The organism is Pseudoalteromonas sp. P1-16-1b, assembly GCF_001401785.1.
GTDB lineage: Bacteria > Pseudomonadota > Gammaproteobacteria > Enterobacterales > Alteromonadaceae > Pseudoalteromonas > Pseudoalteromonas undina.
This window is the reverse complement of the sequence record NZ_LKGQ01000010.1, coordinates 99,771-126,517: the sequence shown is the minus strand read 5'-3', so window position 1 is coordinate 126,517 and position 26,747 is coordinate 99,771. Positions and strand designations below refer to the sequence as shown.

The following is a 26,747-nucleotide window of genomic DNA, read 5'->3' as shown; positions in this document are numbered from 1 at the left end:
GAGAGGGAGGGATTCGAACCCTCGATAGAGCTACAAACTCTATACTCCCTTAGCAGGGGAGCTCCTTCGGCCACTCGGACACCTCTCCGTCTTGTGGGGCGTATAATAAAGATTTCAGAAAATATGTCAAACACTTTTCTGACAAAAGTGACTATATGGCTATAGATTGCACACATGTCTGGTTTTAAAGTGTAATTAGTTTGAAAATTAATCAGGTTAGGTATTTGGAGTGCTTGAGTTTACACCCATCACTGGCACTAGTTCATCCGTAAGTTCAGCAAGATATTGCTCTTGGTAGCCCAATTTTTGAAACTCGGCAATGCACGCGCGGTAATAAGCTTGTCGCTGTTGCTCTGTGGTGCTCTCATCGGGTAAAGATTCTACTTGTTTAACTTTCATATTATTTATCTAAGTCCTTTAGAAATTTTTATTTTTTACGACTAAGAATGACCGTGTACAAATTTCGGCCATATTTTAGCTAAAAAATTCACATAAATACAACATAATGTTTAAAAAACAATCATACCAAAAAGTTATAGCACTGCTTTAATGTTGCTAAGCAGTGAGGCAACTTTATGATAATGAAACTGAATTAAAGGTTAATATCCCTTTGTACTTACATTTTATTATCAGTGTAGTACTTATTAATTAAAAGCCCTAATATAAAGTTTAGGCAATGTCTCACAAACAATAAGGCAAAAAAAACGCCGCTAATTAGCGGCGTTAATAATTTTATAGTTTATTCCTTCAAGCTTAGTCAGCTTGTGGGCGCATGTGCGGGAATAAAATAACATCTTTGATAGTTGATGAGTCAGTAAATAGCATCACTAAACGGTCAATACCAATGCCCTCACCTGCCGTTGGTGGTAAACCATACTCAAGTGCGCGAATGTAGTCTTCGTCATAATGCATTGCTTCATCATCACCAGCGTCTTTCTCTTCAACCTGACGAGTAAAACGCTCAGCTTGATCTTGTGCATCGTTAAGCTCTGAGAAACCATTTGCTAATTCACGACCGCCAACAAAAAATTCAAAACGATCAGTTACAAATGGATTTTCGTCGTTACGACGTGCAAGTGGAGATACTTCCCACGGGTAGCCTGTGATAAATGTAGGTTGGATAAGCATATGCTCAGCCGTTTCTTCAAATATTTCACATAAGAACTTACCTGGGCCCCATACGCAGTTTTCAGGAATTTTAACGTGTACTTGTTTAGCGTACGCTTTTAATTCTTCAAAGTGGTTTTCTGGGTCGTTAAATACTGCAGCATCAAACTCAGGGTTATATTTTAAGATAGCATCTGCCATGCTTAAACGCGTGAATGGTTGACCAAAATCATACTCTACTGAATCAACAACGTCGCCGTTTTCATCTTTAGTGGTGTTAACCACAATTGGGCTGCCCAGTACATTAGTTGCAACTGTACGTAACATGTCTTCGGTGATGTTCATTAAATCAATGTAGTCAGCGTACGCTTGGTAGAACTCAATCATAGTGAATTCTGGGTTGTGGCGTGTCGATAACCCTTCGTTACGGAAGTTACGGTTAATTTCGAATACGCGGTCAAAACCACCTACCACTAAACGCTTTAAGTAAAGCTCTGGTGCAATACGCAAGTACATGTCGATATCAAGCGCATTATGATGCGTTACAAACGGACGTGCCGTCGCGCCACCAGGAATAACCTGTAGCATTGGCGTTTCTACTTCCATAAAATCGCGGTCAGCTAAAAAGCGACGAATGCCTTCAACTACTTGTGAGCGAATGCGGAATGTTTCACGCGTTGCTTCGTTAGTAATTAAATCAACATAACGTTGACGGTATTTAGTTTCTTGATCTGATAAGCCATGGAATTTTTCTGGTAGTGGACGAAGTGACTTAGTCAGCAGTTCGTACTCTGTCATTTCTACGTATAAATCGCCTTTACCTGATTTGTTCAGCGCGCCTTTAACACCAATAATATCGCCAATATCAAGCTGACCATATTTTGCTTTTAAATCTTTTTGAACGTCTTTTGAGGCATATGCTTGTACACGGCCTTTCATGTCTTGAATAGACATAAATGGACCACGTTTAGCAAGAATACGACCTGCAATCGATACCACATGCTGTAATTCGATTAGCTCTTCTTTACTCTTATCACCAAACTCAGCCTGCAAATCTGCCGTGTAATGCTCACGACGGAATTGGTTTGGATGACCGTTGGCTGGGCAATTTTCGCGAATAGCGTCTAATTTGCCGCGACGCTCAGCGATTAACTTATTTTCGTCTTGGATTTGATCAGTCATTTTTTAGCTCTTTTTTAGCTTGGTGGTTATAAACCAGATTTTAAGCTGGCTTCAATAAATTTATCTAGGTCGCCATCGAGTACCGCTTGAGTGTTACGGTTTTCAACGCCAGTACGTAAGTCTTTAATACGCGAGTCATCAAGTACGTATGAACGAATTTGACTTCCCCAGCCAATATCAGACTTGTTGTCTTCTTGGCTTTGCTTTTCAGCATTTTGCTGCTGTAGCTCAAGCTCAAATAATTTCGCTTTTAACTGCTTCATTGCTTGGGCTTTATTTTTATGTTGTGAACGCTCGTTTTGACATTGCACCACGGTATTGGTTGGTACGTGAGTAATACGTACTGCCGATTCAGTGGTATTTACGTGCTGACCACCCGCGCCAGATGCACGGTAAACGTCTATACGTAAGTCAGACGGATTAATATCAATCTCAATGTTGTCATCAACTTCTGGATAAACAAACGCAGATGCAAACGAGGTATGGCGACGGCCACTTGAATCAAATGGGCTTTTACGAACTAGGCGGTGTACGCCTGTTTCAGTGCGTAACCAACCATATGCATACTCACCAGAAAAACGTACCGTTGCGCCTTTAATACCAGCAACATCGCCATCGGTCGCTTCAACAAGCTCTACTTTAAAGCCTTTTGCTTCACCCCAGCGTAAGTACATACGCAGTAAAATATTACACCAGTCTTGTGCTTCAGTACCGCCAGAGCCTGATTGTAAATCAAGGTAGGCATCGTTTGAATCGTGAGAGCCTGAAAACATACGACGAAACTCAAGCCCTTCAAGCTGCTGGTTTAAATCAGCTAGTTCGCTTTGTGTTTCATCAAAGGTGTCTTGATCTTCAGCTTCAACAGCAAGCTCTACTAAACCTTCAACATCGTCAGTACCAGCAACAAGGTTATCGATTGTTTCAACCACGGCTTCTAGTGCTGACTTTTCACGACCAAGGGCTTGTGCGCGCTCAGGCTCATTCCATACGGCTGAATCTTCAAGTTCGGCGTTAACTTCTTCTAAACGTTCTTGTTTAAGAGCGTAGTCAAAGGTACCCCCGAAGCAGTTCAGTACGTTCGCGAATTTCCTTGATTTGATTAATCACAGGATTCACTTCAAACATGTACATTACTCCAAAATGGCTAGGTTATTGCGCACTTAAAAAAGAGACCGAGCGCAATTAAAAATCATTAAATAATAAAAACGCCCGATTTTAACAAAAAACCGCGCGTTTTATTAGCCTTTTATGCATGGTTTGAAGATATTTTTTAGCCCACTTTTTCAAGCTCTCTAACTATAAGTTGTAAGCTAAATTTACCTCTAAATTCATTTATATCGAGCTGATACGCTACTTTAACAAACTGCGCCTCGGTATCTGGCCACGCTTTTACATCTATCCCAAAGGCAATGGCATCCACTAAGCGTGCAGACTGATGCTTTAATACCAGCTTTAAGTGTTTTTCACCCACAATACGCTGCTGGATTACTTCAAAGGTGTGTTCAAATATCGGCTCAGGAAACTGCTGCCCCCACGGGCCCGATTGTTTTAAAAGCTGGGCAAAATCCATGCTAAAGCAATCATTAGGTAACTCACCATCGGTAAATACAATACAGCGTTTACTTTCTTCACTGAGTTGCTCGCTAACTGCACTATCAAATGCGCGTTTGAACTCAGCAAATTGCTGCTCGTTAATACTTAAACCTGCCGCCATTGCGTGGCCGCCAAATTTATTAATTAAACCAGGCTGCGCAGTGTTTAAACCTTCAAGCAGGTCGCGCATATGCAAGCCTTCAATAGAGCGACATGAACCTTTTATTTCACCGTTTTCGCCACCCGCAAATATCACGGTTGGGCGGTGGTACTTTTCTTTTAAGCGCCCCGCTAAAATGCCAATAACACCTTGATGCCAATCGTCTTGATACAAACAAATAGCATCAGGCACACTATCTTCTTTAAATGCCAATCTATCGAGCACGGCTTGCGCTTCTACTTGCATGCCTTGCTCAATTTCACGTCTGGCAAAGTTTAAGCTGTCAAGCTCACCGGCTATGCGCCTTGCTTGATTTATGTCGTTGCTAAGTAAGCAAGCTATACCTAGGCTCATATCATCTAAACGCCCTGCTGCATTTAAACGTGGCGCCAATGAAAAGCCAAAATCGCTGGCACTCAAACGAGCTGCATTGCGATTAGCCACTTCAATCAGTGCGGTGATACCTGGGCGGGTTTTACCACTTCGAATACGTGCCAAGCCTTGATGCACTAACGTACGGTTATTCGCATCCAGAGCCACCACATCGGCCACCGTACCAAGGGCTACAATATCGAGTAAGTCAGCAATATTTGGCATAGGATGTTGGTTAAAGTAGCCTTGTTCACGCAGCGCACTTCTCAATGCGATAAGCAAATAAAACGCCACACCAACACCAGCTATCGACTTAGAGGGAAAATCACAGTCATGACGATTAGGATTAACAATAGCATCGGCATTAGGCAGTTGCTCGCCTTGTAAATGATGATCTGTAACCAGCACTTTAATGCCTGCGGCTTTAACAATATCAATCCCTGCAATACACGATATACCGTTATCTACGGTGATCACTAAATCGGGCTGCATAGTGACTATTTGCTCAGCCAATGCTGGGCTTAAGCCATAACCTAAACTAAAGCGGTCTGGCACTAAATAATCTAAATGGGTAAAGCCAAACATGGCCAACCCTTGCATTAAGGTGGCGGTGCTGGTTGCGCCATCGGCGTCAAAATCGCCAACAATTAGTATTTTACTTTGTGCATGCAATGCATCAATTAATAATTGGCTGGCTTTGTCTATATCTTTAAATAGCTTAAAGTCGAGCAAAGTGGCCGCACTATTATTTAATTCATCAGCATGGCAGACGTTACGCGTGGCATAAATTTGCTTAATAACAGGGTGTAGATGACTAGGTAGATGAGAGTCGTCAACGGGTTCTCGCGCAATGATCATTTTTTTCATGCTGGTTTTTAACTTATGATATTCATAACAAAAAGACAAAAAAAGGCCATAAAGGCCTTTTTAAACAGGTACTCAGGTTTTTAATTAACCTGCTTTATTCGCCTCAAGCGCAGCGCTTAGTGCGGCAGCTGGTTGGTAGCCTGGGATCATCGTGCCATCTTCTAAAATAATAGCCGGTGTACCACTAATGCCAAAGCTTTGCCCTAATTGGTAATGCTCTGCAACGGGTGCGCTACAGTCTTTTACAATTTGTGTATCTGCACCAGATTTAGCTTCAGTAAGTGCTTCTTGCTGATCTTTAGCACACCACACATTCATTAAATCAGCATAACCTGATCCTTGCAGGCCGCCACGTGGAAATGCTAGGTATTTAACCGTAATACCCGACTCAAGTAAGTCATCAAGCTCACGGTGTAATTTACGACAGTAACCACAGCTAATATCAGTAAACACGGTAATGCTGTGTTTTTCTTCTGGCGCTTTATACACAATCATTGAATCTTCGTATTCTTTTAACCCTGATTGACGCACACCATTAAGCGCTTGCTCAGTTAAATTACTACGGTTGTTTAAATCGATTAGCGTACCTTGCATTAAAAACTGACCGTCAGGGCTTGCATACAGCACCCCTTTATTGGTGATCAATTCTTTTAAGCCCGCAACCGGACTTGGGTTAATTTGTTTAACAGTTACTCCTAGCGCGGCAAATTTTGTCACAATAGGATCATTGGCATCGGGTGTTACTGCAACACCATTAGCAAAAGCGCTCAAACTAGTGCACAACATGGCACCTGCTAACATTAATTTTTTCATAACGGGTTCTCTATCCTAAAAATACTTATCTTATCGTGTCTATATGACCGGCTTAGTGACAAAAAAATTCGCTTAAGCACGAGGATGATGCTCAGCATGCACCGATTTTAATCGCTCATTCGCTACATGCGTATAAATTTGGGTAGTTGATAGGTCGCTGTGGCCAAGCATCATCTGCACCACACGCAAGTCAGCCCCATGATTTAATAAATGCGTTGCAAATGCATGTCGCAAGGTGTGGGGCGATAACGGCGACTCAACGGATGCCAAAATAGCATAGTGTTTAATCCGATGCCAAAAAGTTTGTCGTGTCATGCCCACCCCACGTTTAGAGGGAAATACAAAATCGGTGGCATGTTTTATCATTTGTGCTCGCCCAAGCTTTAAAAATTGCTCCAGCCAATACATAGCCTCTTCACCTAAAGGCACTAACCGCTCTTTGTTGCCTTTACCTTTTACAAACACCACAGCTTGGCGCAAATTTATTTGCTCCATTCTCAGCCCTACCAGCTCAGTTACCCGCAAACCCGTTGCATACAAGAGCTCGAGCATGGCTTTGTCGCGCAGTCCCATTGGCTCTTCAATATTGGGGGCACTTAATAGCGCCTCTACTTCAGCCTCAGAAAGCGTTTTTGGTAACGACTGCCCCGCTTTAGGCTGAGCAATATTAACCATAGGTGAGTCGCTAATCATTTTTTCGCGTACAAAGTACTGATAAAAACGTTTTAATGCACTAATACTGCGTGCAGTACTGCGTGGTTTTAACCCCAAATCAACACGGTGCGCTAAGTAACTTTCAACGTCGAGGCTGGTTACCGTCATTAAGTTTTCGCCTTTTAAAAATTGGCAAAACTTATCTAAGTCACTGCGATAAGCGCTCAGTGTGTTTTCACTTACGCCTTGCTCTAAATAGAGGCTATCAAGAAAGGTTTCTAAAAAGTCGCTATTGCTGCTTAGCTCATTATTTTGTTCAGGTAAATCGTCAGATAGCGTTGTCACGTTGTGATCTCATGTTGGTAATACCACGGGAGAAGGTATCAATTAAAAATACCTTACGGTAAACTTGAGCCTATCATAACAGGCAATTACACAGTGATAAATACGATGCAGATTGGTTTATTTTTTGGTTCTACTACCTGCTATACCGAAATGGCGGCAGAAAAAATACGCGACATTATAGGCGCCGACATTGTCAGCTTACATAATATTAAAGACGAGCCGCTTAAAAACGCTGAGCAATATGACTTTATCATTTTTGGTATTTCTACGTGGGACTTTGGCGAAATTCAAGAAGATTGGGAATCAAAGTGGGACGACATAAAAGACGTTGATCTAAATGGTAAAACCATAGCCTTATTTGGTATGGGCGACCAGCAAGGGTATGGCCAGTGGTTTCAAGACGCATTAGGCATGCTTCATGATGAAATAAATGCCCAAGCCATTACTCAACTTGGCTTTTGGCCTAACGACAGTAATTACGAATTTGAAGCCTCTAAAGCCCTTACCGAAGACGGTAAACAATTTGTTGGTTTAGCCCTTGATGAAGATAGTCAGTACGAGCTAAGCGACGAGCGTATTGCCACTTGGGTAGAACAAGTGTTGACAGAGTACGCTGAAACCCTGTAACTTTGCGCTATTGCAAAGAGCGCTGCCATGCAGCGCTTTTTAATATTTAACTACTCTACTTTTAACCAGTATTGGTTACGGTAAAAAAAGCCCACATAACCACGCACTTCAAGTTTTTCGCCATTTTGCTGCGGAGTTAAACGCACGCTGTAGGTTTTACCGTTATTTGGGTCGAGTATTTCACCGTCTTCCCAACTACCATCTCCGGCATAAGTTACATCTTCAATAATGGTCATGCCTAGCATCGGCTGATTCTTTTTATCACCACCACACTCGCTGCAAAGCGCATCTTGCTTATTTTTATTGAGTATTGTTTCAATTTTGCCAGTCAGTACGCCATCTTGTTCAGTAATGCGTACATAAGACTTTGCTTCTTTGGTGTCTTCATTAATGGTTTTCCAAAGCCCTACAGGACTCATGTTTGCATGCGCACTATGGCTTATAAATAAAGCTGCAGCGAGAGTGCTTAGTAAAGTTAGTTTATTGAAGTTTTTCATTGAGTTGCTTTGATTTTAAATAGCGAATAAAACAATAATACCAGCTGATTTATAAACACACTATGAAATTACCTAGCTAATTAGGTGCATGTAAAAAATAAAAACCAAGTGCTTTTAACACACTTGGTTTTTAAATAATAATCACGTTTTAAAGTACATGATTAAAAGTGCATATTTAAAAGTCACGCACCTCTACACTTGAGCTATTAAATTCAAACATATTAATTTTGCCGCACTGGGCCATATGGTTAGTGCTTGCATATGGGATGTTTGCTTGATTTATATCGCCCTCCCACTCTGGGCCATTTTTTATAAATGCTTTGAGTTCAAACCAGCCGTTAACGGCTTTACTGCAATCCATATCAACATCAAGCATCCAGTAGTGTTCGCCCCATATGTTATGTGCTGTAACGCCAAAACCATCATTATCTACCGTTTTTTGCACCCCGAATTCACTAGGCCATATATTAGTAGTCCAATCCATAGCGCTACCTTGCGCCTCACTGCTTTGACCTTGTTCGATACCATACCAATCTAGGTAATTATCGTTTGCTTTCCAAGGCAAAGTGGTGTTGTTTTTTAAATTGTTGTGACGAATAGGCATGGCACATTCAACGTTCGTTGTTTGGCAGTTTCTACCAAGGTTTGCATTGGCATAAGTGTGATCTATTCCACCACGAACAAACATATCTTGTCCGCTTTGTGTTAGCGCATTGATAAAAACAACGGTTCTTTGCCAATCACCGCCGTTATTAGGGAGCGAGCCTTGTAGTAATTTAGCATTTTTATGAATAGCCATGGCATCCCATGGCGCCACATTTAAATTAATCGTGCCGTTACTATTAACTGTAATAACCTCACTACTACAGCTTTTAGCATCACCCGAAAGCTCACCTTTTAATACGTTACAGTACTGCCCAGCAGCCATATCTGTTTGAACTGTTGCATTTAAAGTTGAGTCTTCTTTATTAATTGCCATATGGCCTGAGCTACCTCGCCCAAATGCAATCTGGTTATTGGTGTTATCCCACCAGTTGGTTACAGTCCAGTTATCGGCAGTGTTATTTCTAAAATCAACACCACCAGCAATGTACGACCAACGATGCTCACACTTCCATTTGCTTGCAAAACATTCCAAGTTACCATTATTGTGCACTGGCACACTTGGCCCACCTGCATCGGTATCACCATGAAAGTCATAACTCGACATGACTTTTGGGTACCCATACGGATACGCCAACATAAAGACGTTAGCTAGGTCGTATAAACGGCCATCTTCAAAAGTAATTACATTACCCGCACCACCATGCCCACGTTGGTTATCATGGTTATCAACAAATACCACAGCTGATGAACTTGGCATAAAACCCCAACCTTCACCAAAATTACTTAGCCACGCAAGCGAGCCATTTCTAAATGTATTACCAAGCTGTGTACTGTATTTAAACTCAGTAACTAAACCTGTACTTAAATACTCTGAGGCATCTACCGCTTCAGTACCTTGATCTATCACCTCATGAAAAACCACTGGCGAGCCATTTATTTTTGCCATTAAACTTTGAATATCACTTGCAGCAACATGCTTAGCAGCATCAAACCTAAAGCCTTTAACTCCTAAGGCTTGTAAGTCATTAATATATGCCGCTAACGTATTTTGCACATAAGTTGAAGCGGTATTTAAATCGGCAAGCCCTACCAGCTCGCAATGTTGCACACGATAGCGATTATTACCGTAATCCTCAGGGTTAATTGAACAGCTTTGGTGAAAATCTTGTGGGCTATAAATAGGATATTGTTTATTACCAAAGTTATTACCGTCGGTACCAGTACCATTACCTGCAGCCATATGGTTTATTAGGGTATCAACATATATATCTACGCCTGCCGAATTACATCGATTAACCATATCTATAAACTGCGTCCGGTTCCCGCCACGGCTTTGCAGTTGGTAGCTCACAGGTTGGTAGCGAGTCCACCATTGATTACCTGTAATATGCTCGTTAGGCGGAGATACCTGTACAGCAGCATATCCTTTGGGCCCTAAAAACTGTTCACATTCTTGAGCTATATCTTGCCAGTTCCATTCAAATAGATGCACAAATGTTGTAGGTGCAGCCATAGCTAAGCTTGGTAAAGTTAAGCCAAGGCTCAATCCTGCAGTGGTGATTATTTTATTCAGCTTCATAGTGTGTGTTCCAAGTGTTGAGCGAGTTAAACAACATACTCGACGTTATTTACAAGTGGTTAACACTAGTCTGGTGATTGATTAAATAAAAACTGAATACGTATGCATAATGGGTAAATTATCCTTTTTTACTAGGGCGTGTTGATCATTGCGGATTGAAGTTTGTTCAACCTAGGGGCGATTAAATCGCGGCGCGAGGTGTGTAACCTAGCGGGCTAAGTAAAAACCGAGCAACAAAGAGTTTATCGTCCCGAGAAAGAACCCAGAGGGCAGCGCATGTTTGGTATTTATGCTGCGTTATCGCCTATTTATGGGGAATAACCACACTACATAGGCTCTGCCTTGCCTAAAAACCAAACATACTGCTGCAAATCCAACCATCAAAGATCAACACGCCCTAAATAACCAAGCTCAATAAATAGCTTACATCTTTAAATAAAATGCTTTGCAAAGCCCGACATAATCAGCTGTGTAGGTGTTGTTTTCATCTTTTATGCAAAGCACTGATTGCTCTAATTCTGTTTTGATTGAGCTAAAGCGCATTAAGCTGCGGCTGAACACTTTACTCGGTGTGGTTTTTACTTGGCAATGCGCGCTTAAATACAGCCCTTGCTGCTGCGCCAAGGTTATAAATAACTGTGCCTCTTCACTAGGTAAAATTAAATTAAAACGTGCTTGCTTATGCGTTAAGCGTTTAAACGCAGCAATGAGTTCTGCAAAGCTTAAACCATCGGTATGGCGAGCGGCATTGCGTGCTGCATTATCACTTTTTAAACTGTGATTAAAATAAGGTGGATTAGATATAACGCAATCAAATTTAGTCTCAGCCGCAAACTGCTGTACACACTGGTGATAAATGCTAATGTCTGGCCAAGGGCTTTGCTGGCAATTTTGTACAGCTTGCTGGTAGGCGGCCTTATCAACCTCAACCGCACTCACCTTTAAATCTGGCACTCGCTGTTTACACATTAACGCCAACAACCCCGTACCTGTGCCAATATCTAATAACGAACTTGCACCGCTTAAATCAGCCCATGCTCCAAGTAAAATACCATCGGTAGATACCTTCATGGCGCACTGGTCGTGCTCAACCTTAAATTGTTTAAATGCAAAACCAGACATTTTTTCACCTTTTCATTCACCAAGTAGGTTTAAGTGCGTATAATTAACGGCAATTGTCCCCTATTTTTGACACTCTATGCAATTTTCTGAATTTGATCTTGATAATAAGCTACTCAATGCTATCAATAAAATGGGTTTTGAAACCCCTACTAGCATTCAACAACAAGCCATTCCTGAGGCGTTGAAAGGGCGTGATATTTTAGCGTCTGCACCAACAGGTACGGGTAAAACGGCGGCATTTTTAATTCCAGCAATTCAATATTTAATAGATTTCCCGCGTCGTGATCCGGGCTTTGCACGGGTATTAATTATGACCCCAACTCGCGAGCTTGCTTATCAAATTCATGAACAATGTGAGTTACTTGCAAAACAAACCCACTTAAAAATTGGGGTGGTTACCGGCGGTATTAATTACGGTACACACAAAGAAATTTTTGAAAATAATAACGACATTTTAATCGCCACACCTGGGCGTTTAATGGAGTATTTGGAAACTGAAAACTTCCACGCAGAAAACGTAGAAATGCTCATTCTTGATGAAGCCGACCGCATGCTCGACATGGGCTTTCGTAAAGAAATGCTGCGTATTTGTGATGAAGCTAAAAACCGTCGTCAGTGCTTTTTATTCTCAGCTACTCTTGAAGGTGACAGCGTAGAATTATTTGCAGAGCGTATTTTAAACGACCCGGCTCTGCTTGAAGCCGAATCATCACGCAAAGAAAAAGCTAAAATACATCAATGGGTTCATTTAGCCGACGATTATCATCATAAACTTGAGCTATTAGTTAACACCTTAAACGGCCCTGATGTTAGTAAAGCGATTGTGTTTGTAAAAACTCGTGAGCGCCTTGAAACCCTTATTGGTGAACTAACCAATAACGGCGTTAAAGCTGCGTGGCTACGTGGTGAAATGCCACAAGATAAACGCATGAAAGCGATGGAAAATTTCCACAGTGGCAAAACCCGCATTTTAGTCGCGACCGATGTAGCCGCGCGTGGTATTGATGTAGCTGATATAAGCCACGTAATTAACTTTGATATGCCTCGCACTGCAGATGTTTACGTACACCGTATTGGCCGTACAGGCCGCGCGGGTAAAAAAGGCATAGCGATTTCACTAATTGAAGCGCACGATATTGGCATCCTTTACAAAGTAGAACGTTACATAGAGCAGAAGCTAAAACGCCGTGTATTTAAAGGATTAGAGCCAAAACATAAAGAAGCTAAGCCACCAGTTAAAAAGCGTAAAGATCCAGTAAAAATGAAAGCGAAGAAAAAAGCCAAAGCTAAAAAGAAAAAATAGCTTTAGCTTTAATACATTTGATTGAGCCGACGTTTGTCGGCTTTTTTGTGGCTTAAAAACAGTGAGTAAGCAATTCAGAGTAATATGTAAAAACTACTTAGCTGAATAACTACTTAATAAAATATCCAATTATTTCAAATGGTTAATTTTGGAATGAAACTTGTAACCCAAGCTAGTGTATGAGTATTAAAACGCCGAGTATCGGCGCTGCTTTTTCAAAAACACTAAGGATATAGTTATGAGTCGCATTAAATTTACTATCGGTTTTATTTCGTTTTGTTGTTTATTTTTATTAGTCTCTGCTTTTAAAGTTAGTGCAGCAACGCATTTAGCAGTAGTAAGTAGTGTGGCCACACAACCTAATTTACAACAATCTATTACTCATGAGTTACGTACTAATCCAAATTTAGAATTAGAAAATTTGAACGTACAGGTCGAAAATGGCGACGTTGAACTTAAAGGCAAAGCTAATAACGGTTTTGAGCGTGCTCTTGCACAAAAGTTTTTAGAAAATATGGATGGAGTTAAAGTAATTCGCAACAAAATTAGTGTTATTTAATACACCTCCTTCTTAACTTATTCTTCAGCGCTGCTTGCTTCTCCAACACAAGCGGCGCTTTTTATGGCCTGCACAAGATAAATTCAATACAGACATAATCCCAATCCAGTTTAAATAGCTTGATTAAAAGCCTTTTCGTTTACGCACCAATCGCGACGCTAATTGCAGCTACTTAAACCATTGAATCCTTTATTACTCACAGACACTTACTATATAGGGCTTGCATCAAGCTTGAGCACAAATTCGATTAATTAAGTAATCTATTTTGAGATGAGAAACCTTATCGATATAGTTTTCTAATTGAGACGCTTTTAACTTAGTTAACGCAAGGCTTTAATTACTTCAGATCATCAATTAATTATTATAAAAAAAGCGCGTTTTACTTTGTAAAAACGCGCTGATAGTCAGTAACTATTTCCCAATGCTTTTACCATCGGGTTTTAAATTATTTATTTACCTTGGCTTGCATCAGTATTATTGTCACCCTCTTTGTTTGCTGACTGCTGACTTATTTTATCGCTTATCATGGCATCGAGTTTTTCACCGCCCTTAATACCAAAATCCAACGTACGAATAGGAAACGGAATACTTATATCAGCAGCATCGAGTGCTTGCTTTACTGCCACAACGCCTTTGTGACGCACCGTCATAAAATCGGGCTCACCAGGGTATTTAATCCAAAACCATACCAGTAAGTTTATACTGCTATCACCAAAGCCTTCTGCGTACACCGCGGTCTCATTTTTGCGGATCACAAAGTCAAATTGATTAATTTTTTCGACAATAACTTCACTGGCTTTTTCTATATCATCAGCGTAAGAAATACCTACAGGTACCTCTATTCTTCTGACCCCTAAAGTGCTGTAATTACGCAGTACATTTCTAAATAGTATTTTATTAGGAACCAGTATCAACTGCCCGTAAAAGCTCTCTATTAGTGTGTTGCGCAAGTTTATTGAATGCACTGAACCAAATACGTTATCGGTCTCGATAACATCACCCGCTTTGAACGGTTTACGAATACCCATAGCAATACCCGCAATTAGGTTTTCGGTCATATCTTGAAAAGCAAAACCAATGGCAAGACCAACAATACCTGCACCCGCAAGCAGTGACGTAACGGTACTTTTTAAGCCCATAAAATCAAGGGCAATAAAGACCCCAACACTCAGAACAATAACTTTAAAAATGGAGGCCATTAAGTCGGCAATTTGAGTTGAATCGAGCGAGCGACGTAATACTTTTTTCATTCCTTTGCCTGCAAGGCGGGCAATGAATGAAAATATAATCGCAATAATCACCGCGACTATAAAGTTAGGGATATGACTTATAACAACATCAAACCAACCGCCGAGCTTCTCTTCTATAAGTTTTTCGGCTTCTGTAATTGAGGGAATTGAGAGCATTTATTTTATACCTTAGTTTCTATTAATAACCTAAGGTTTGCAAAAATAGCGCCAGTATAAAAAAAGCCATGCAGTGCATAGCTTTTTGGGTATGTGTTTAGCTGCAAATAGCGCTAAATTTAGCTTTGCTCTTCGCGCAAAAATACCGGTTCAAGTTCTTTAGTGGTTGCTTCTGAGCTAAAGTAATAACCGGCCACGGTAAACTCTTTAAGCTGACTTAATTGCGTGACTTGGTTTTCGATAAGGTAACGCGCCATCATACCGCGCGCTTTTTTAGCGTAAAAGCTAATCACTTTATATTGGCCGTTTTTACAGTCTTTAAAATGTGGCGTAATAATTTGTGCGTTAAGCGTTTTTTTATCTACCGCTTTAAAGTATTCGTTAGACGCTAAATTAACTAAGTATTGTGCATCTTGTGTCGCTAAAACGTCGTTAAGTTTATTAGCAATAATACTGCCCCAAAACTCATATAGGTTTTTACCACGGCTGTTTTCAAGCTTTGTACCCATTTCTAGGCGGTAGGCTTGCATTAAATCAAGTGGTTTTAATAATCCGTATAAACCCGAGAGTATACGTAAATGCTCTTGAGCATAATCAAGTTGCTTAGCCGTTAGGGTGTCGGCATCTAAACCGCCATATACATCGCCATTAAAGGCAAGCACCGCTTGTTTAGCATTACTCGTAGTAAACGGTTGCGCCCACTCACTAAAACGTGCTGCATTAAGGCCCGCGAGCTTATCGCTAATTTTCATTAAACTACCAATCTGCGCAGGAGTTAGTTCACGGCATACTTTCATGAGCGCTTCGCTGTGCTCAAGTAATTCAGGTTGAGTGAACTTATCTGTTGCGGGTGGCGTGTCGTAATCAAGATTCTTTGCTGGTGAAATAACAGTGATCATAGTTAGCTATTGACTTGTAAATTATTTAATGTCAATTTCAACATTAAATGAGACGAAAAGCACGTTTTGTTTAAAATTATCCTACCTAAAACTCAACCGTTACCGTTTTTTCATTGATAAGGACATAAGACCTATCAAGCATTGTCACACTGTTGCAGTATAGCTATATTAAGGTAGTTTAGATTTTCTTTTAACTTGCTTGGAATGAGGAAAAGCAAATGACTAGCGCTCTACAAAGGCTTAAACAACACTCTTCTATCGTGGCCGACACGGGCGATATAGAAGCCATAAAAAAACATCAACCTGAAGATGCGACTACCAATCCATCGCTGCTTTTAAAAGCGAGCGAGATTGAAGCTTACAAACCTTATCTAGATAAAGCATGGCAATACGCTAAAGAAACCGAGCAACAGCCTGCAAAACAACTAGAGCTGGCTTGTGACTATTTTGCAGTATTACTCGGTAAAGAAATTAGCGAAATTGTTCCGGGTTATATTTCTACTGAAGTTGATGCACGTTTATCATTTGATACCCAAGCAACAATTAATAAAGCACATACTTTACTAAGCCTTTACGAGAAAGAAGGTGTAAGCAAAGACAAGATTTTAATTAAAGTTGCCTCTACTTGGGAAGGCATTAAAGCCGCAGAACAGTTAGAAAAAGAAGGCACTAAATGTAACTTAACGCTTTTATTTAGTGATGCTCAAGCCCGTGCCTGTGCTGATGCAAACGTATTTTTAATTTCGCCATTTGTTGGCAGAATTTTAGATTGGCACGTAGCAAACGGTATGGAAAAACCAACCGACCCGCTACAAGATCCTGGCGTACAATCGGTGCGTAGTATTTTTGAGTTTTACAAACGTCACGATTACAAAACGGTTGTTATGGGCGCAAGCTTTCGTAATACCGGTGAAATTATTGCCCTTACAGGTTGCGATAAGCTAACAATTAGCCCTAATCTTTTAGAAGAGCTAGGTAATTTAGAAGACGCACAAGAATACTTACTAGAGAGCGATATTGCTAAAGAGCCAAAACCAGAGCCACTTAGCGAAGCACAGTTCCGTTGGTTACATAACCAAGATGCTATGGCTACTGAGAAACTAGCTGAAGGTATTCGCTCATTTGCAGATGCGCAAGAGCAACTAGAGGCACGCTTTAAAGCGATGTAACTAACAGCTGTTTAATGAGTTAAAAAACGTCGCTTTTAGCGGCGTTTTTTTATGTCTGCGATTTACTTTAAATACTCGACTTGTCCCCATTTACGTTCTTTTTGTATTGATCTTCATCAAAATACCACCCATCAGTAACAGTTTCGTCACATTTATATTCTATTTTATTAATAGCTGTGGTATAGATACTGCCGAGGTTCAAAAAGTGGTCAATAGGAGATAATCAATGGATAGCCTAAACGAAATAATAGAGATATTAGAAGGTTCTGATACATCGAAAAAAACCTCTCAAAAAAATAAAAAAAGAAAATGGCGCGAAATAGAAGCAATAAAAGATAAGCAACGTTTGCGCAAAGAACTACAGGAGCTCGACTATTTTGCTGATAGTATTGCTATTGATGAATTAGAGTTTTAATCAACAACAGCATCTAAAAAGGCTTTCATTTATGAAAGCCTTTTTTAATACCAATTACCCTATACTTGCCAATTAATGGGCTGTGCTCCTTGCGCTATTAACAGTTCATTGGTTTTTGAAAAGTGCTGACAGCCAAAAAATCCGCGATGCGCAGAAAGCGGTGAAGGGTGCGGCCCAGACAATACATGATGGCGCTGGCGATCAATGCTTTTACCTTTTTTTTGTGCATGTGCGCCCCACAAAATAAACACCACTCCTTGGCAATGCTCATTTATATGAGTAATTACGTTATCGGTAAATTGCTCCCAACCTAAATGTTTATGGGAATGGGCTTGGCCTTGCTCTACTGTTAATACTGTATTAAGCAAAAACACACCTTGATCTGCCCAGCTTTGTAAATAGCCATGCTCTGGCGTAATAAAACCATTAATGTCCGTCACTAACTCTTTATAGATATTTTTAAGTGAAGGCGGGAGCTTTTTAACTTCAGGCAATACAGAAAAACACAAGCCATGCGCTTGCCCTTCTCCATGGTAAGGGTCTTGCCCTAATATAACCACTTTAATGTCGCTAAGTGGAGTTGCATCAAACGCGTTAAACACCTGCGGTTCTGGTGGAAACACAGCAATACCGTTTGATCGTTTATTCGCAACATATTCAAGGGTTTGCTGCATATATGCTTGGCTAAGTTCGTGATTTAAAAAAGATGACCAGTTGCTCATAATTGACTCTTAATAAGTTCTCTAGATAGCTCAACTTTGTCACACATTTGTGCTAACCCATCAAGCATTCTAGGGGAAAAACGATGTAATAAATCCGCGTTAACGCTAATAAATTGCTCATATTTAACCGCCGGAATTTCAGGCCATTGCTGCCAATTAACTGTAGGTATTACCTGTTTGGATTTTTCATCGGGAATAATAATAATTTGTGGCTTGGTGACTATTACGTTTTCAATGCTGATTTGTGGGTAATCTGTGTCGCTGTCGGCAAATACATTGGTTACTTGGCAGGTTTCGATTAACTGATTTATCCAGGTATTTTTTGATACCGTCATCATAGGCTCTGGCCACAGCTGATAAAACCCAGTAAGCATGGTTTTATTATGCTGCGCGGCTTTAATTGCGTTGAGCTTAACTGTAAATGCCTCAGCTACTTTTTTACTTTGCTCAATATGACCGGTTAATTGACCTAATTTTAGTATTTCCTTAGCTACGCCTTCAATAGAGCGTGGATTACTTAAATGCAATTCAATCCCTAGTCGCTTAATTTGTGCTAAATCTTCTGCCTGATTACCGCTTTTCCACGCAATGACCATGTCAGGCTTGAGCATGAGTAACTTTTCGATAGAAATGCCATTATAGCCACCGATACGCTCAATTTTAGTCGCCTCTTGTGGGTAATCTGCGTAATCCAGCGTGCCCACTATTAGATCACCCGCCCCAATGGCATATAAATTTTCGACTATGTGTGGTGCCAAAGCCACAATACGAAGCGGCTTGTCGGCTAAGGCTTGAGGTACATAAACAGCAAACAATAACAGCCCAAGAATAATGCGTTTTAACATTAGTAATCAAAGCCTTTTAGTGCTTTTACGCCCGACTCAAACGCATGCTTTACATTACGCACTTCACTTACGGTATCGGCCAGCTCAATTAAGGTACGGTGCGCAGCACGGCCAGTAATAATTACCGATTGCATTACAGGTCGGTTGTTAATTGCAGCAACCACTTCCTCAAGGTCGATATAGCCATAGGTCACCATATAGGTGAGCTCATCGAGTAATACCACATCGATACTGCTGTCGCTTAGCATCCGCTTTGACTCTTGCCATGTTGCTTGTGCTGCCGCAGTATCGGCCTCTTTATTTTGCGTATCCCAAGTAAAACCTGTGTTCATAACAGCAAATTCAACTCCAGCTCCTTGTAGTAAATTACGCTCACCACATTCCCATGTACCTTTAATGAACTGACATACCGCGGCCTTTTTACCATGGCCAACACAGCGTGCAACCACACCAAAACCAGAGGTTGATTTACCTTTGCCATTACCAGTAATAACCTGAAAAATGCCTTTTTCTTGCTGTGCCGCTGCTACTCGAGCATCAACTTGTTCTTTTACTTTTTGCTGGCGCTGTTGGTGCTTGTCGTTTGTTGATTCAGTCATTGTTATGTCCTTGGTAAATTTTAATAATTTGTTCAATGTTTAAATGTGTTTGGCACATTTCAGCGAGGCGTTCTAGCTGGCGCTCGCGATGCTCATTGATGCTGATACCACTAATTTCACTGTCTGGTTTTAGCCACTTTAATAGCAGCTCTGTAGCGGCTGCGTTGTCAAATAAGCCATGTAAATAAGTACCAGCAATAGCATTATCATCACTAATAAAACCATCAGTTTCAAAGCCATTTGGGTGTTTATTAAAGCGAATAAGTGGTTTGTTGAGCGCTTGACCTTTACTGATCCCAGCATGTATTTCGTAACCCTGACAAGCAACCTGCTGCTGGTTTAAATTAAGTATTGCATTTACTTGGCTTAGCACTTTTTGCTCACCTAAAATGGTATCAAAATCACTAAGCGCTAACCCAGCTATTTGCCCTAATGATGATTCCACCGCATTAGGGTCACAAATCGTATTACCTAGCATTTGCATACCGCCGCAAATACCCAATACTTTGCCACCATAGCGTAAATGGCGTTTTATTTGCTGATCCCAGCCTTCATTTGTTAAAAATACCAAATCGCTAAGTACATTTTTACTGCCAGGCACAATAATTAAATCAACAGATGGAATTGTTTGAGTATGGCGCACATAGGTTATATTTATATGTGGGTGTAATCGCAGTGCATCAAAATCGGTATGGTTACTAATATGAGGCACTAGCAGCACCGCAATATTAATGCTGGCTTCGGTCACATTATTATCTATAGCAACGGCATCTTCGGCATCAAGTGCTAAATCGTGTAGGTAGGGTAACACCCCTAACACAGGTTTACCTGTGTACTCTTCAAGCCAATCTAACCCGCCTTGTAATAGGCTAATGTCACCACGAAAACGATTAATCACAAAGCCTTTTACCCGTGCTTGCTCTGATTCGCTTAATAGCGCCAAAGTCCCTACTAGGTGAGCAAACACACCCCCTTTATCAATATCAGCAATAATAATTACCGGGCAATCGACCTTTTCGGCGTAGCCCATATTGGCGATATCGTTTGCGCGTAAGTTAATTTCAGCTGGGCTACCAGCCCCTTCAACCAACAATAAGTCAAAGCGTTTAGCTAAACGATTATGCGAGGTTAATACCGCTTCCATAGCCACTTTTTTATAGTCATGGTAAGAGTCGGCTTCCATATTGCTGATAGCCCTACCATGAATAATAACTTGCGCGCCGGTATCACTATTGGGTTTGAGTAATATCGGGTTAAAGTCTATTTCAGGTGCAACTTTTGCCGCGACGGCTTGTAATGCTTGTGCTCTACCAATTTCACCGCCATCATGAGTTACGGCACTATTAAGCGCCATATTTTGCGGTTTAAACGGCGCAACATTAACACCTTGATTAGCAAACACTCTGCAAAGTGCTGCAACCAGGGTACTTTTACCCGCATCTGAGGTAGTGCCTTGTACCATTAGTGTTTTCATTATTGAACCACCAGCTGACGCTTACGAAAATACAATATACTTAAAAAGAATAGACTGCCGATAGCCGCCGTGATCACCCCGATTGGCAACTCTTGATTACTTAATAGTGAGCGAGCGAGCACATCGACCCACACCATAAATATTCCCCCGACTAATCCGGTCATTAATAATCCAACGCGGCTACCTTGAGAGATAAAAAAGCGCACTATGTGTGGCACCATCAAGCCAACAAAACCAATACCACCACAGTTGGCAACTAACACGGCCGTGATCAACGAGCTTAAAATAAGCATTAAAATTCTAAAACGATGTACTCTTACGCCAAGCGTTGTCGCACTTTCATCGCCTAACAACATGGCATTAAGCTGGCGCCTAAAACCCAACATGATTATTGTACAGACTATAATGACTAAGGCAGGTAACAGCAGCGACTGCCACTGTGCTTTAGCAAAACTACCTAAAGTCCAAAATAAAATAGCCGCGACTGCTTGTGGATCGCTCCAATAAAGTAACAAACTAGTAAAAGCACTAAATAAAAATGATAGGGCTACCCCCGCCAATAACATCGATTCAACTTGGGCATTACGCTGGCTGCCAGCAATTAAAATTAATAATCCCATCGCCACTAAACTACCGGTTAATGCCGCCCCAGATAGCGCAATACCCGCCCCAGCTCCCACAAAAGACATTAGTATAACCACACCTAATGAAGCGCCGGACGAAATACCAAATAAATAAGGATCTGCTAAGGGGTTACGGGTGACTGTTTGTAGTATTAAACCTGCAATCGCTAAGCCACTACCGGCTAAAAAAGCCAGCAAAGTACGTGGCATTCTTAATTCAATAATAATACGGCTGGTAAATGAAGCCTCGTTTGAAAAGGTTAAGCTTTGATATACATCTGCGAGCGACGTGGGTGCCGCACCAAAACTCAGTGCAATAAATAAACTTAATAGTACGCATAGTAGCGCAGCGATTAATGCAACGGTATGGTTAGAAAAAACCGTCATATTATTGGTATCCATAATAATAAGTAATATGAGGAATAGCCTCACCCGAAGCTGCTGATTGAGGGTGAGTGCTCACTTGTGCACAAACCCCAAACACCTCATCCAGCATCTGCTCGGTGACCACTTTATTTGGCTTACCTGCATCAACAACTTTTCCATTTTTAATAACCACTAACTCATCACACATAACAGCAGCTAAATTTAAGTCATGAAATGACGCAAATACCGTAATACCTAAAGATTTAGCCAGCTCCATAAGTTGAATTTGATATTTCACATCAAGGTGACTAGTTGGTTCATCCATAATAAGAAGCTGCGGTTGCTGCACAATAGCGCGGGCAATAAAAGCACGTTGCTTTTCACCGCCAGATAACGAATCAAATAATTGAGTACTATGAGATTCAAGTCCCACATGGCTAATAGCCTGAGCTATTTTTTGTTTATCTGCTTGAGTGGTCGAACTGAATAGCGTTTTATGTGGCGTAAGCCCTAGAGCCACAACATCGAATAACGAGAGGTTAAATTGCGACGGTGTTTCTTGTAGCACAACGGCAACTTGCTTGGCGTAGTCTTCGCTTTTTAGTTGCCAAATATCGGTGTTATTAAATTTAACCTCTCCCGCTGACGGCTGATTAAATCGATACAAGCAACGCAGTAAACTCGATTTTCCCGCACCATTAGGACCAATTAAGCCAACAAACTTGCCACGCTCAATACTCAAATTAATATGCTCAAGGATTAAGGTGTTACCCACTCGCCAAGAGACATTTTTAACGGTTAGAAGTGCAGTTTTTTTAGCGGTTTGAGTGTGCAAAAAATTATCCTAGGCAGGGAAAACCCACACTCAGTACCACAAGTACCAAAAAGAAAATGAGTTAACCCGCTCGTTATATGAAGTTTTAAGGCACTTGTATCTGACTTACAGTAAAACTGATTACAGTTACGGGTATAGTTGAGGAGTTTCACCTCATTCCAAATGCTTGGCTATTATGCGCAGATAAGTAAATAATTTAAAGCAAAAAAAACCGCACTCAGCTGAGTGCGGTTAAAAGGGAGTGTTTTAACTGAGGTTTAGTTAAAACTTATATTCCATACCTAAACCTAGGTAATCTTGGTCAACGTTGTTGTCCATATCAAAACTTGAGTAAAAGCCAAACACCTTAAGATTTTTGTTTAGCTTGTGGTCAACACCTACCGATACTGCACTTTTATCATCGCTGTCATCAAAATCCATTGTTTGATATTGCACTTTAAAAGTGTTGCTACCCATTAGGTAAGCTGCATTCACTAAGTAACCGTCAGCTTCAGCGCTACCGTCTACTTTTTCTTGTGTTTGGTACATTGCACCAAGTCTAAAGTCTTCAATTTTACCTTGAACTGTTGCACGTACTACGTCGTAACCATTTACTTCACTATCAGCAGCAACAGCAGCATATACAGCGCTCTTTTTAAGGCCAGCATCACCATAAGTTAACGCCACTGAGTAACCATTTTTGGCATCTTTATCATCTTCTGCAATAAATGAAGCGAATACTTTAAAGCCTTCATATGAGTTTGAAGCGTAAGATACTGAGTTACCTAAGCGGTTTTCACCTTTAAACGTGTTTTTAATATCACCTTCAAGGTCATTAAATAAATCAAGTTTACCTTGCGCCTGCTTTAGCGCTGTATCGTTACGGCCTATTACTACCTGACCAAATGAACCTTTAAAACCTACATATTGATTACGTGCTGAAATATTATCTTTATCGCCTTTTGAGTCAGCATCCGACACATCAACCTGAAATTCAAACTTATAAACAGCTTCTAAACCGTCTGAAATTTTTTCAGACCCTTTAAGTCCGAAACGAGATGCATTACTTTTAATTTCAGTAAACGACCCTTCACCATCGTCAGATGATTGAACAGTTACATTCGCTTTACCGTAAATGTCTACTTCTGCAAGCGCATTAAAAGATAAACCACTAAGTAAGGCTAAGCATAAGCTCGATTTTGCAAATTTCATGTTATTTCCTCGATAATCACAATAGACTAATTTTTAAAACAGCAGCAGTGTGTCACCACTAAATGACAAAAATATTACAAAGGACACATTTTTGTCTTTTTAAGTTAATAAAACTGCATTAAATCTGAAATCAAAATAACATCTAAAATATACCGCTTAACGACTACTTACTTTGTTTCAATAAACTCGGTGTCATTTGCGACAGCAAATTAACCAGAGTTTCTATTAACTCTTTCTGTTCGTTATCTCTATGATAGGCAACAAATACATCTCTTGACGTATTTTCTACCCCTTTTACATGAAAAAGTTCGCCTTTTTCTAAATGATCTTTAACTAATACCTGTGGAATAAACGCACTACCGCCACATTGCAGTATTAAATCAAGCGCTATACGTCCGGTACTGGTTCTAAAATAAGGCGGCGTTTTACCGGTAAATTGACGGGCATGCCAAAGAGAAAACGTAGTTCCCCAATCAACATAAACATATTGATTATCAAAAAAGTTATCGCCTGTTGCGGTGTCGTAGCCACTAACCGGAATAATAGGTAGTTCACAAATTCGTTCAACAACGAGTTCGTCTACTTTTGGTGGATCAAATAAAATGGCTAGATCAAGGGTACGCTCTAATAGTAATCGAGTGCTCTCTTGTTGTGCTTTTACCTCTGCCACCAAAGATACACCGGGCATAGCCGATACTATATTTGTAATACCAAACTGTAAAAACGCATCCCAAATATTAGGAGTCCCAGCCAAGCTGATTTGCTTATGCATATTATCTGCAAGTGCAACATCCACTTTGGCCCTTTGCATTCCAGTAATAATCATTTGAGCATGCGGCAACAAGCGCTCACCAGGGGCGGTGAGTTGAATATTATTGCGCTGGCGAATAAATAAATTTACGCCTAAGCCCTGCTCTAATTGACGAATTCGAAAACTCACTGCAGACTGCGTTATGTATAGGTTTTCTGCCGCTTTACCAAAATGGCGAGTACGCACCACTTCAACAAATGTTTTTAATAAATCTATGTCCAATTTTTTATCCTCACGATAAAAATTTTTTGTTTAAAAAAATAGCGATTATGTACCATACTCCAGCTAATAATTGGTATGAGGGTACAGCTATGAGCAATGATATTTCACTACTTCGTCAAGCATTTGTTAGTCAACGTCAGTTTTATGATGATCAAAACTTTCCACGCGGATTTAGTCGCAGCGGACACTTTACCCTGTTAGAGGCAAGTATTTTAGAACAGCACGGTGTTGTTTTAAAAAGCTTGTATAACAAAGCGGTTGAGCCACAAAACGAACATCAGCAACAATTTGTAAATGCGGTTAGTGGCATAGTAGAGCCAAGCAACCCCATAGAGCGAGCATGGGTTAAATACTTAAAGTTAACAACCTGTAAAACAAAATTTCATACATTATTTGGTCGCTCAAAAATTTCAGGGCCAACACCAATCAGTCAAGATTATTACTCTGAGGCAGACAATCTATAAGTCATTACAATAGTTGCTTTTTGGCGTTTTAGCAGTTACAACTTGTATAAGCAAACATTTTTGCAAAATTTAAACAGGCTGCCACGTGACGCACAGAATACTTATTGTTGAAGACACCCCCACTATTGCGCGAGTGCAAAAGCATATCGCGCAAAAAATTGGCTATGAAGTTGATATTGCCCAGTCGCTGGCTGAGACTAAAGAGCTAATAAGTAAACATGCTTATTTTTGCGCAGTCGTTGATTTTATATTGCCTGATGCCCCGCAAGGGGAAGCGGTTCCCTGCACGGTTGCAGCAGATATCCCTACCATTGTTATGACTGGCAATATCGATAATCAAACTCGCGACACCGTCGAAAAGTACCCTATTATTGATTACATTATCAAAGGCAATAAACAAGCTTACGAATATTTAGAAAAGCAGCTTTATCGCCTACCTCGCAATAAGCAAGTTAAAGTACTGGTTGTTGATGACTCAGCGTCTACACGCCAATATATTTGTAATTTATTAACACGTCATAAATACCAAATATTACAAGCAGCCGATGGCCTAGAGGCACTTAAAGAGCTTGAAAATACCCCTGACATCTCTGTGATTATCATAGATAAAGAAATGCCTAATATGGGCGGTATTGAGCTGTGTAATGAAATTAGGCGCATTTATAGTAATGACGAAAAAGCTATTATTGGTATCTCAGGCGCTACATCGTCTAATTTGTCTGCCTTATTTTTAAAAAATGGGGCAAATGACTACTTGTATAAACCTTTTAATAGTGAAGAATTTTACTGCCGGTTAAGCCAAAACGTCGATATGCTAGAGCATATCGAAACTATAAAGCGCCAAGCCAATACTGACTATTTAACTAAACTCCCTAATCGCCGTTACTTTTTTGAAGAGGCTAATAAGTCATTAAAGCAGTTTAAAAAAGCAAAAGCACCAGCCATGTTAGCTATGCTTGATATTGACCATTTTAAAGCTATTAATGATACCTATGGCCATGATGCCGGAGATGAAGTGCTTAAAGGGCTTGCGATATGCTTTAATAAATATTTTGAAAACCAATTGGTTGCCCGTTTAGGCGGAGAAGAATTTGCGGTATTTTTTACTGAGCTAACCGAACAGGAAGCGCTAAAACGACTAGAGAGCTTCAGGCTTTTTATTGAGCTTAACAGTCATGAATTCAGTCAAGCAAACATCAAGTTTACGTTATCGATAGGCTTCAGCCACAGTGAAACCTATCAAATTGACGAGCTATTAAAACAAGCCGACTTAAAGCTCTACAAAGCCAAAGAGTCGGGTCGTAATAAAGTGGTTTAGTT

Annotated in this window: 26 protein-coding genes and 1 riboswitch; of the genes, 7 read left to right on the top strand and 19 right to left on the bottom strand. The window is 40.5% G+C overall.

Features of this window, described 5'->3' with window-relative positions; all coding sequences use genetic code 11:
• Positions 1-216 precede the first annotated feature (216 nt).
• The 6 genes from AN392_RS09430 to xerD form a co-directional block, all read right to left on the bottom strand.
• A complete protein-coding gene (locus tag AN392_RS09430) occupies positions 217-399 on the bottom strand; it encodes a hypothetical protein (RefSeq protein WP_010391514.1) in 183 nt (60 codons plus the stop codon).
• A gap of 354 nt (positions 400-753) precedes the next feature.
• Positions 754-2,289, bottom strand: coding sequence for a lysine--tRNA ligase (gene lysS, locus AN392_RS09425; protein WP_054201888.1), 1,536 nt, complete (start codon positions 2,287-2,289; stop codon positions 754-756).
• Between the two features lie 26 nt (positions 2,290-2,315).
• Positions 2,316-3,414 (bottom strand): peptide chain release factor 2 gene (prfB, locus tag AN392_RS09420; protein ID WP_152965248.1). Its coding sequence is split into 2 segments (ribosomal slippage): positions 2,316-3,338 and positions 3,340-3,414, totalling 1,098 coding nucleotides; the frame shifts between segments, so codons are not numbered across the junction.
• 145 nt (positions 3,415-3,559) lie between these two features.
• Entirely contained in the window at positions 3,560-5,281 is a 1,722-nt protein-coding gene (recJ, locus tag AN392_RS09415) for a single-stranded-DNA-specific exonuclease RecJ (protein ID WP_055012546.1), read from the bottom strand.
• Between the two features lie 84 nt (positions 5,282-5,365).
• Complete coding sequence (gene dsbC, locus AN392_RS09410) at positions 5,366-6,094, bottom strand: bifunctional protein-disulfide isomerase/oxidoreductase DsbC (protein ID WP_010391520.1); 729 nt, start codon at positions 6,092-6,094, stop codon at positions 5,366-5,368.
• 72 nt (positions 6,095-6,166) lie between these two features.
• A complete protein-coding gene (gene xerD / locus AN392_RS09405; protein WP_055012545.1) occupies positions 6,167-7,093 on the bottom strand; it encodes a site-specific tyrosine recombinase XerD in 927 nt (308 codons plus the stop codon).
• A 105-nt stretch (positions 7,094-7,198) separates the two neighbouring features.
• Here xerD and fldB point away from each other — a divergent pair, with 105 nt between their 5' ends.
• Positions 7,199-7,720, top strand: a complete 522-nt coding sequence (gene fldB / locus AN392_RS09400; RefSeq protein WP_055012544.1) for a flavodoxin FldB — start codon at positions 7,199-7,201, stop codon at positions 7,718-7,720.
• Between the two features lie 50 nt (positions 7,721-7,770).
• Here fldB and AN392_RS09395 read toward each other — a convergent pair whose 3' ends face one another.
• From AN392_RS09395 to AN392_RS09385, 3 genes are all read right to left on the bottom strand, one after another.
• Entirely contained in the window at positions 7,771-8,217 is a 447-nt protein-coding gene (locus AN392_RS09395; RefSeq protein ID WP_055012543.1) for a DUF2147 domain-containing protein, read from the bottom strand.
• 175 nt (positions 8,218-8,392) lie between these two features.
• A complete protein-coding gene (locus AN392_RS09390) occupies positions 8,393-10,402 on the bottom strand; it encodes an alpha-amylase family protein (protein ID WP_055012542.1) in 2,010 nt (669 codons plus the stop codon).
• 423 nt (positions 10,403-10,825) lie between these two features.
• A complete protein-coding gene (locus AN392_RS09385) occupies positions 10,826-11,524 on the bottom strand; it encodes a tRNA1(Val) (adenine(37)-N6)-methyltransferase (RefSeq protein ID WP_010391527.1) in 699 nt (232 codons plus the stop codon).
• A 76-nt stretch (positions 11,525-11,600) separates the two neighbouring features.
• Here AN392_RS09385 and srmB point away from each other — a divergent pair, with 76 nt between their 5' ends.
• Positions 11,601-12,827: an ATP-dependent RNA helicase SrmB gene (gene srmB, locus AN392_RS09380; protein WP_055012541.1), complete on the top strand. Its 1,227-nt coding sequence runs from the start codon at positions 11,601-11,603 to the stop codon at positions 12,825-12,827.
• A 238-nt stretch (positions 12,828-13,065) separates the two neighbouring features.
• Positions 13,066-13,386, top strand: a complete 321-nt coding sequence (locus tag AN392_RS09375) for a BON domain-containing protein (protein ID WP_024600791.1) — start codon at positions 13,066-13,068, stop codon at positions 13,384-13,386.
• Positions 13,387-13,835: 449 nt separating this feature from the next.
• On the opposite strand, the gene AN392_RS09370 is transcribed toward AN392_RS09375, so the two are convergent.
• Positions 13,836-14,792 carry a mechanosensitive ion channel family protein gene (locus AN392_RS09370; RefSeq protein ID WP_010391531.1) on the bottom strand — a complete coding sequence of 319 codons (957 nt, stop codon included), beginning with the start codon at positions 14,790-14,792 and terminating at the stop codon, positions 13,836-13,838.
• Between the two features lie 119 nt (positions 14,793-14,911).
• Positions 14,912-15,691, bottom strand: a complete 780-nt coding sequence (gene yaaA, locus AN392_RS09365; protein WP_055012540.1) for a peroxide stress protein YaaA — start codon at positions 15,689-15,691, stop codon at positions 14,912-14,914.
• Between the two features lie 218 nt (positions 15,692-15,909).
• On the opposite strand from yaaA, the gene tal reads away from it, so the two are divergent.
• Together tal and AN392_RS09355 are read left to right on the top strand one after the other, a co-directional pair.
• A complete protein-coding gene (tal, locus tag AN392_RS09360; protein WP_008110647.1) occupies positions 15,910-16,860 on the top strand; it encodes a transaldolase in 951 nt (316 codons plus the stop codon).
• 226 nt (positions 16,861-17,086) lie between these two features.
• Positions 17,087-17,275, top strand: a complete 189-nt coding sequence (locus tag AN392_RS09355; protein WP_008110646.1) for a DUF3545 family protein — start codon at positions 17,087-17,089, stop codon at positions 17,273-17,275.
• Positions 17,276-17,334: 59 nt separating this feature from the next.
• On the opposite strand, the gene ung is transcribed toward AN392_RS09355, so the two are convergent.
• The 8 genes from ung to AN392_RS09315 all read right to left on the bottom strand — a co-directional run bounded on the left by ung (position 17,335) and on the right by AN392_RS09315 (position 24,963).
• Complete coding sequence (gene ung, locus AN392_RS09350; RefSeq protein WP_016900536.1) at positions 17,335-17,997, bottom strand: uracil-DNA glycosylase; 663 nt, start codon at positions 17,995-17,997, stop codon at positions 17,335-17,337.
• Positions 17,994-18,842 carry a cobalamin-binding protein gene (locus AN392_RS09345; RefSeq protein ID WP_055012539.1) on the bottom strand — a complete coding sequence of 283 codons (849 nt, stop codon included), beginning with the start codon at positions 18,840-18,842 and terminating at the stop codon, positions 17,994-17,996. Before AN392_RS09345 ends, ung begins: the two co-directional genes overlap by 4 nt.
• On the bottom strand, positions 18,842-19,441 hold the full coding sequence (gene cobO / locus AN392_RS09340) for a cob(I)yrinic acid a,c-diamide adenosyltransferase (protein WP_016900538.1): 600 nt from the start codon (positions 19,439-19,441) through the stop codon (positions 18,842-18,844). Before cobO ends, AN392_RS09345 begins: the two co-directional genes overlap by 1 nt.
• A complete protein-coding gene (locus AN392_RS09335) occupies positions 19,434-20,915 on the bottom strand; it encodes a cobyric acid synthase (protein WP_055012538.1) in 1,482 nt (493 codons plus the stop codon). The genes cobO and AN392_RS09335 overlap by 8 nt, the downstream gene beginning before the upstream one ends.
• Positions 20,915-21,925 (bottom strand): iron ABC transporter permease, encoded by a 1,011-nt coding sequence (locus AN392_RS09330; protein WP_055012549.1) that lies wholly within the window; start codon positions 21,923-21,925, stop codon positions 20,915-20,917. The genes AN392_RS09335 and AN392_RS09330 overlap by 1 nt, the downstream gene beginning before the upstream one ends.
• Position 21,926: 1 nt before the next feature.
• Positions 21,927-22,739 (bottom strand): ABC transporter ATP-binding protein, encoded by an 813-nt coding sequence (locus AN392_RS09325; RefSeq protein ID WP_055012537.1) that lies wholly within the window; start codon positions 22,737-22,739, stop codon positions 21,927-21,929.
• Positions 22,740-22,812: 73 nt separating this feature from the next.
• Positions 22,813-22,943, bottom strand: a riboswitch (cobalamin riboswitch).
• A gap of 57 nt (positions 22,944-23,000) precedes the next feature.
• Positions 23,001-23,930, bottom strand: coding sequence for a porin (locus tag AN392_RS09320; protein ID WP_055012536.1), 930 nt, complete (start codon positions 23,928-23,930; stop codon positions 23,001-23,003).
• Between the two features lie 163 nt (positions 23,931-24,093).
• Complete coding sequence (locus AN392_RS09315) at positions 24,094-24,963, bottom strand: LysR family transcriptional regulator (RefSeq protein ID WP_008467766.1); 870 nt, start codon at positions 24,961-24,963, stop codon at positions 24,094-24,096.
• 89 nt (positions 24,964-25,052) lie between these two features.
• Here AN392_RS09315 and AN392_RS09310 point away from each other — a divergent pair, with 89 nt between their 5' ends.
• On the top strand, positions 25,053-25,427 hold the full coding sequence (locus AN392_RS09310) for a DUF413 domain-containing protein (protein ID WP_010391544.1): 375 nt from the start codon (positions 25,053-25,055) through the stop codon (positions 25,425-25,427).
• Positions 25,428-25,512: 85 nt separating this feature from the next.
• On the top strand, positions 25,513-26,745 hold the full coding sequence (locus tag AN392_RS09305; protein WP_024600798.1) for a response regulator: 1,233 nt from the start codon (positions 25,513-25,515) through the stop codon (positions 26,743-26,745).
• Positions 26,746-26,747: the final 2 nt, after the last annotated feature.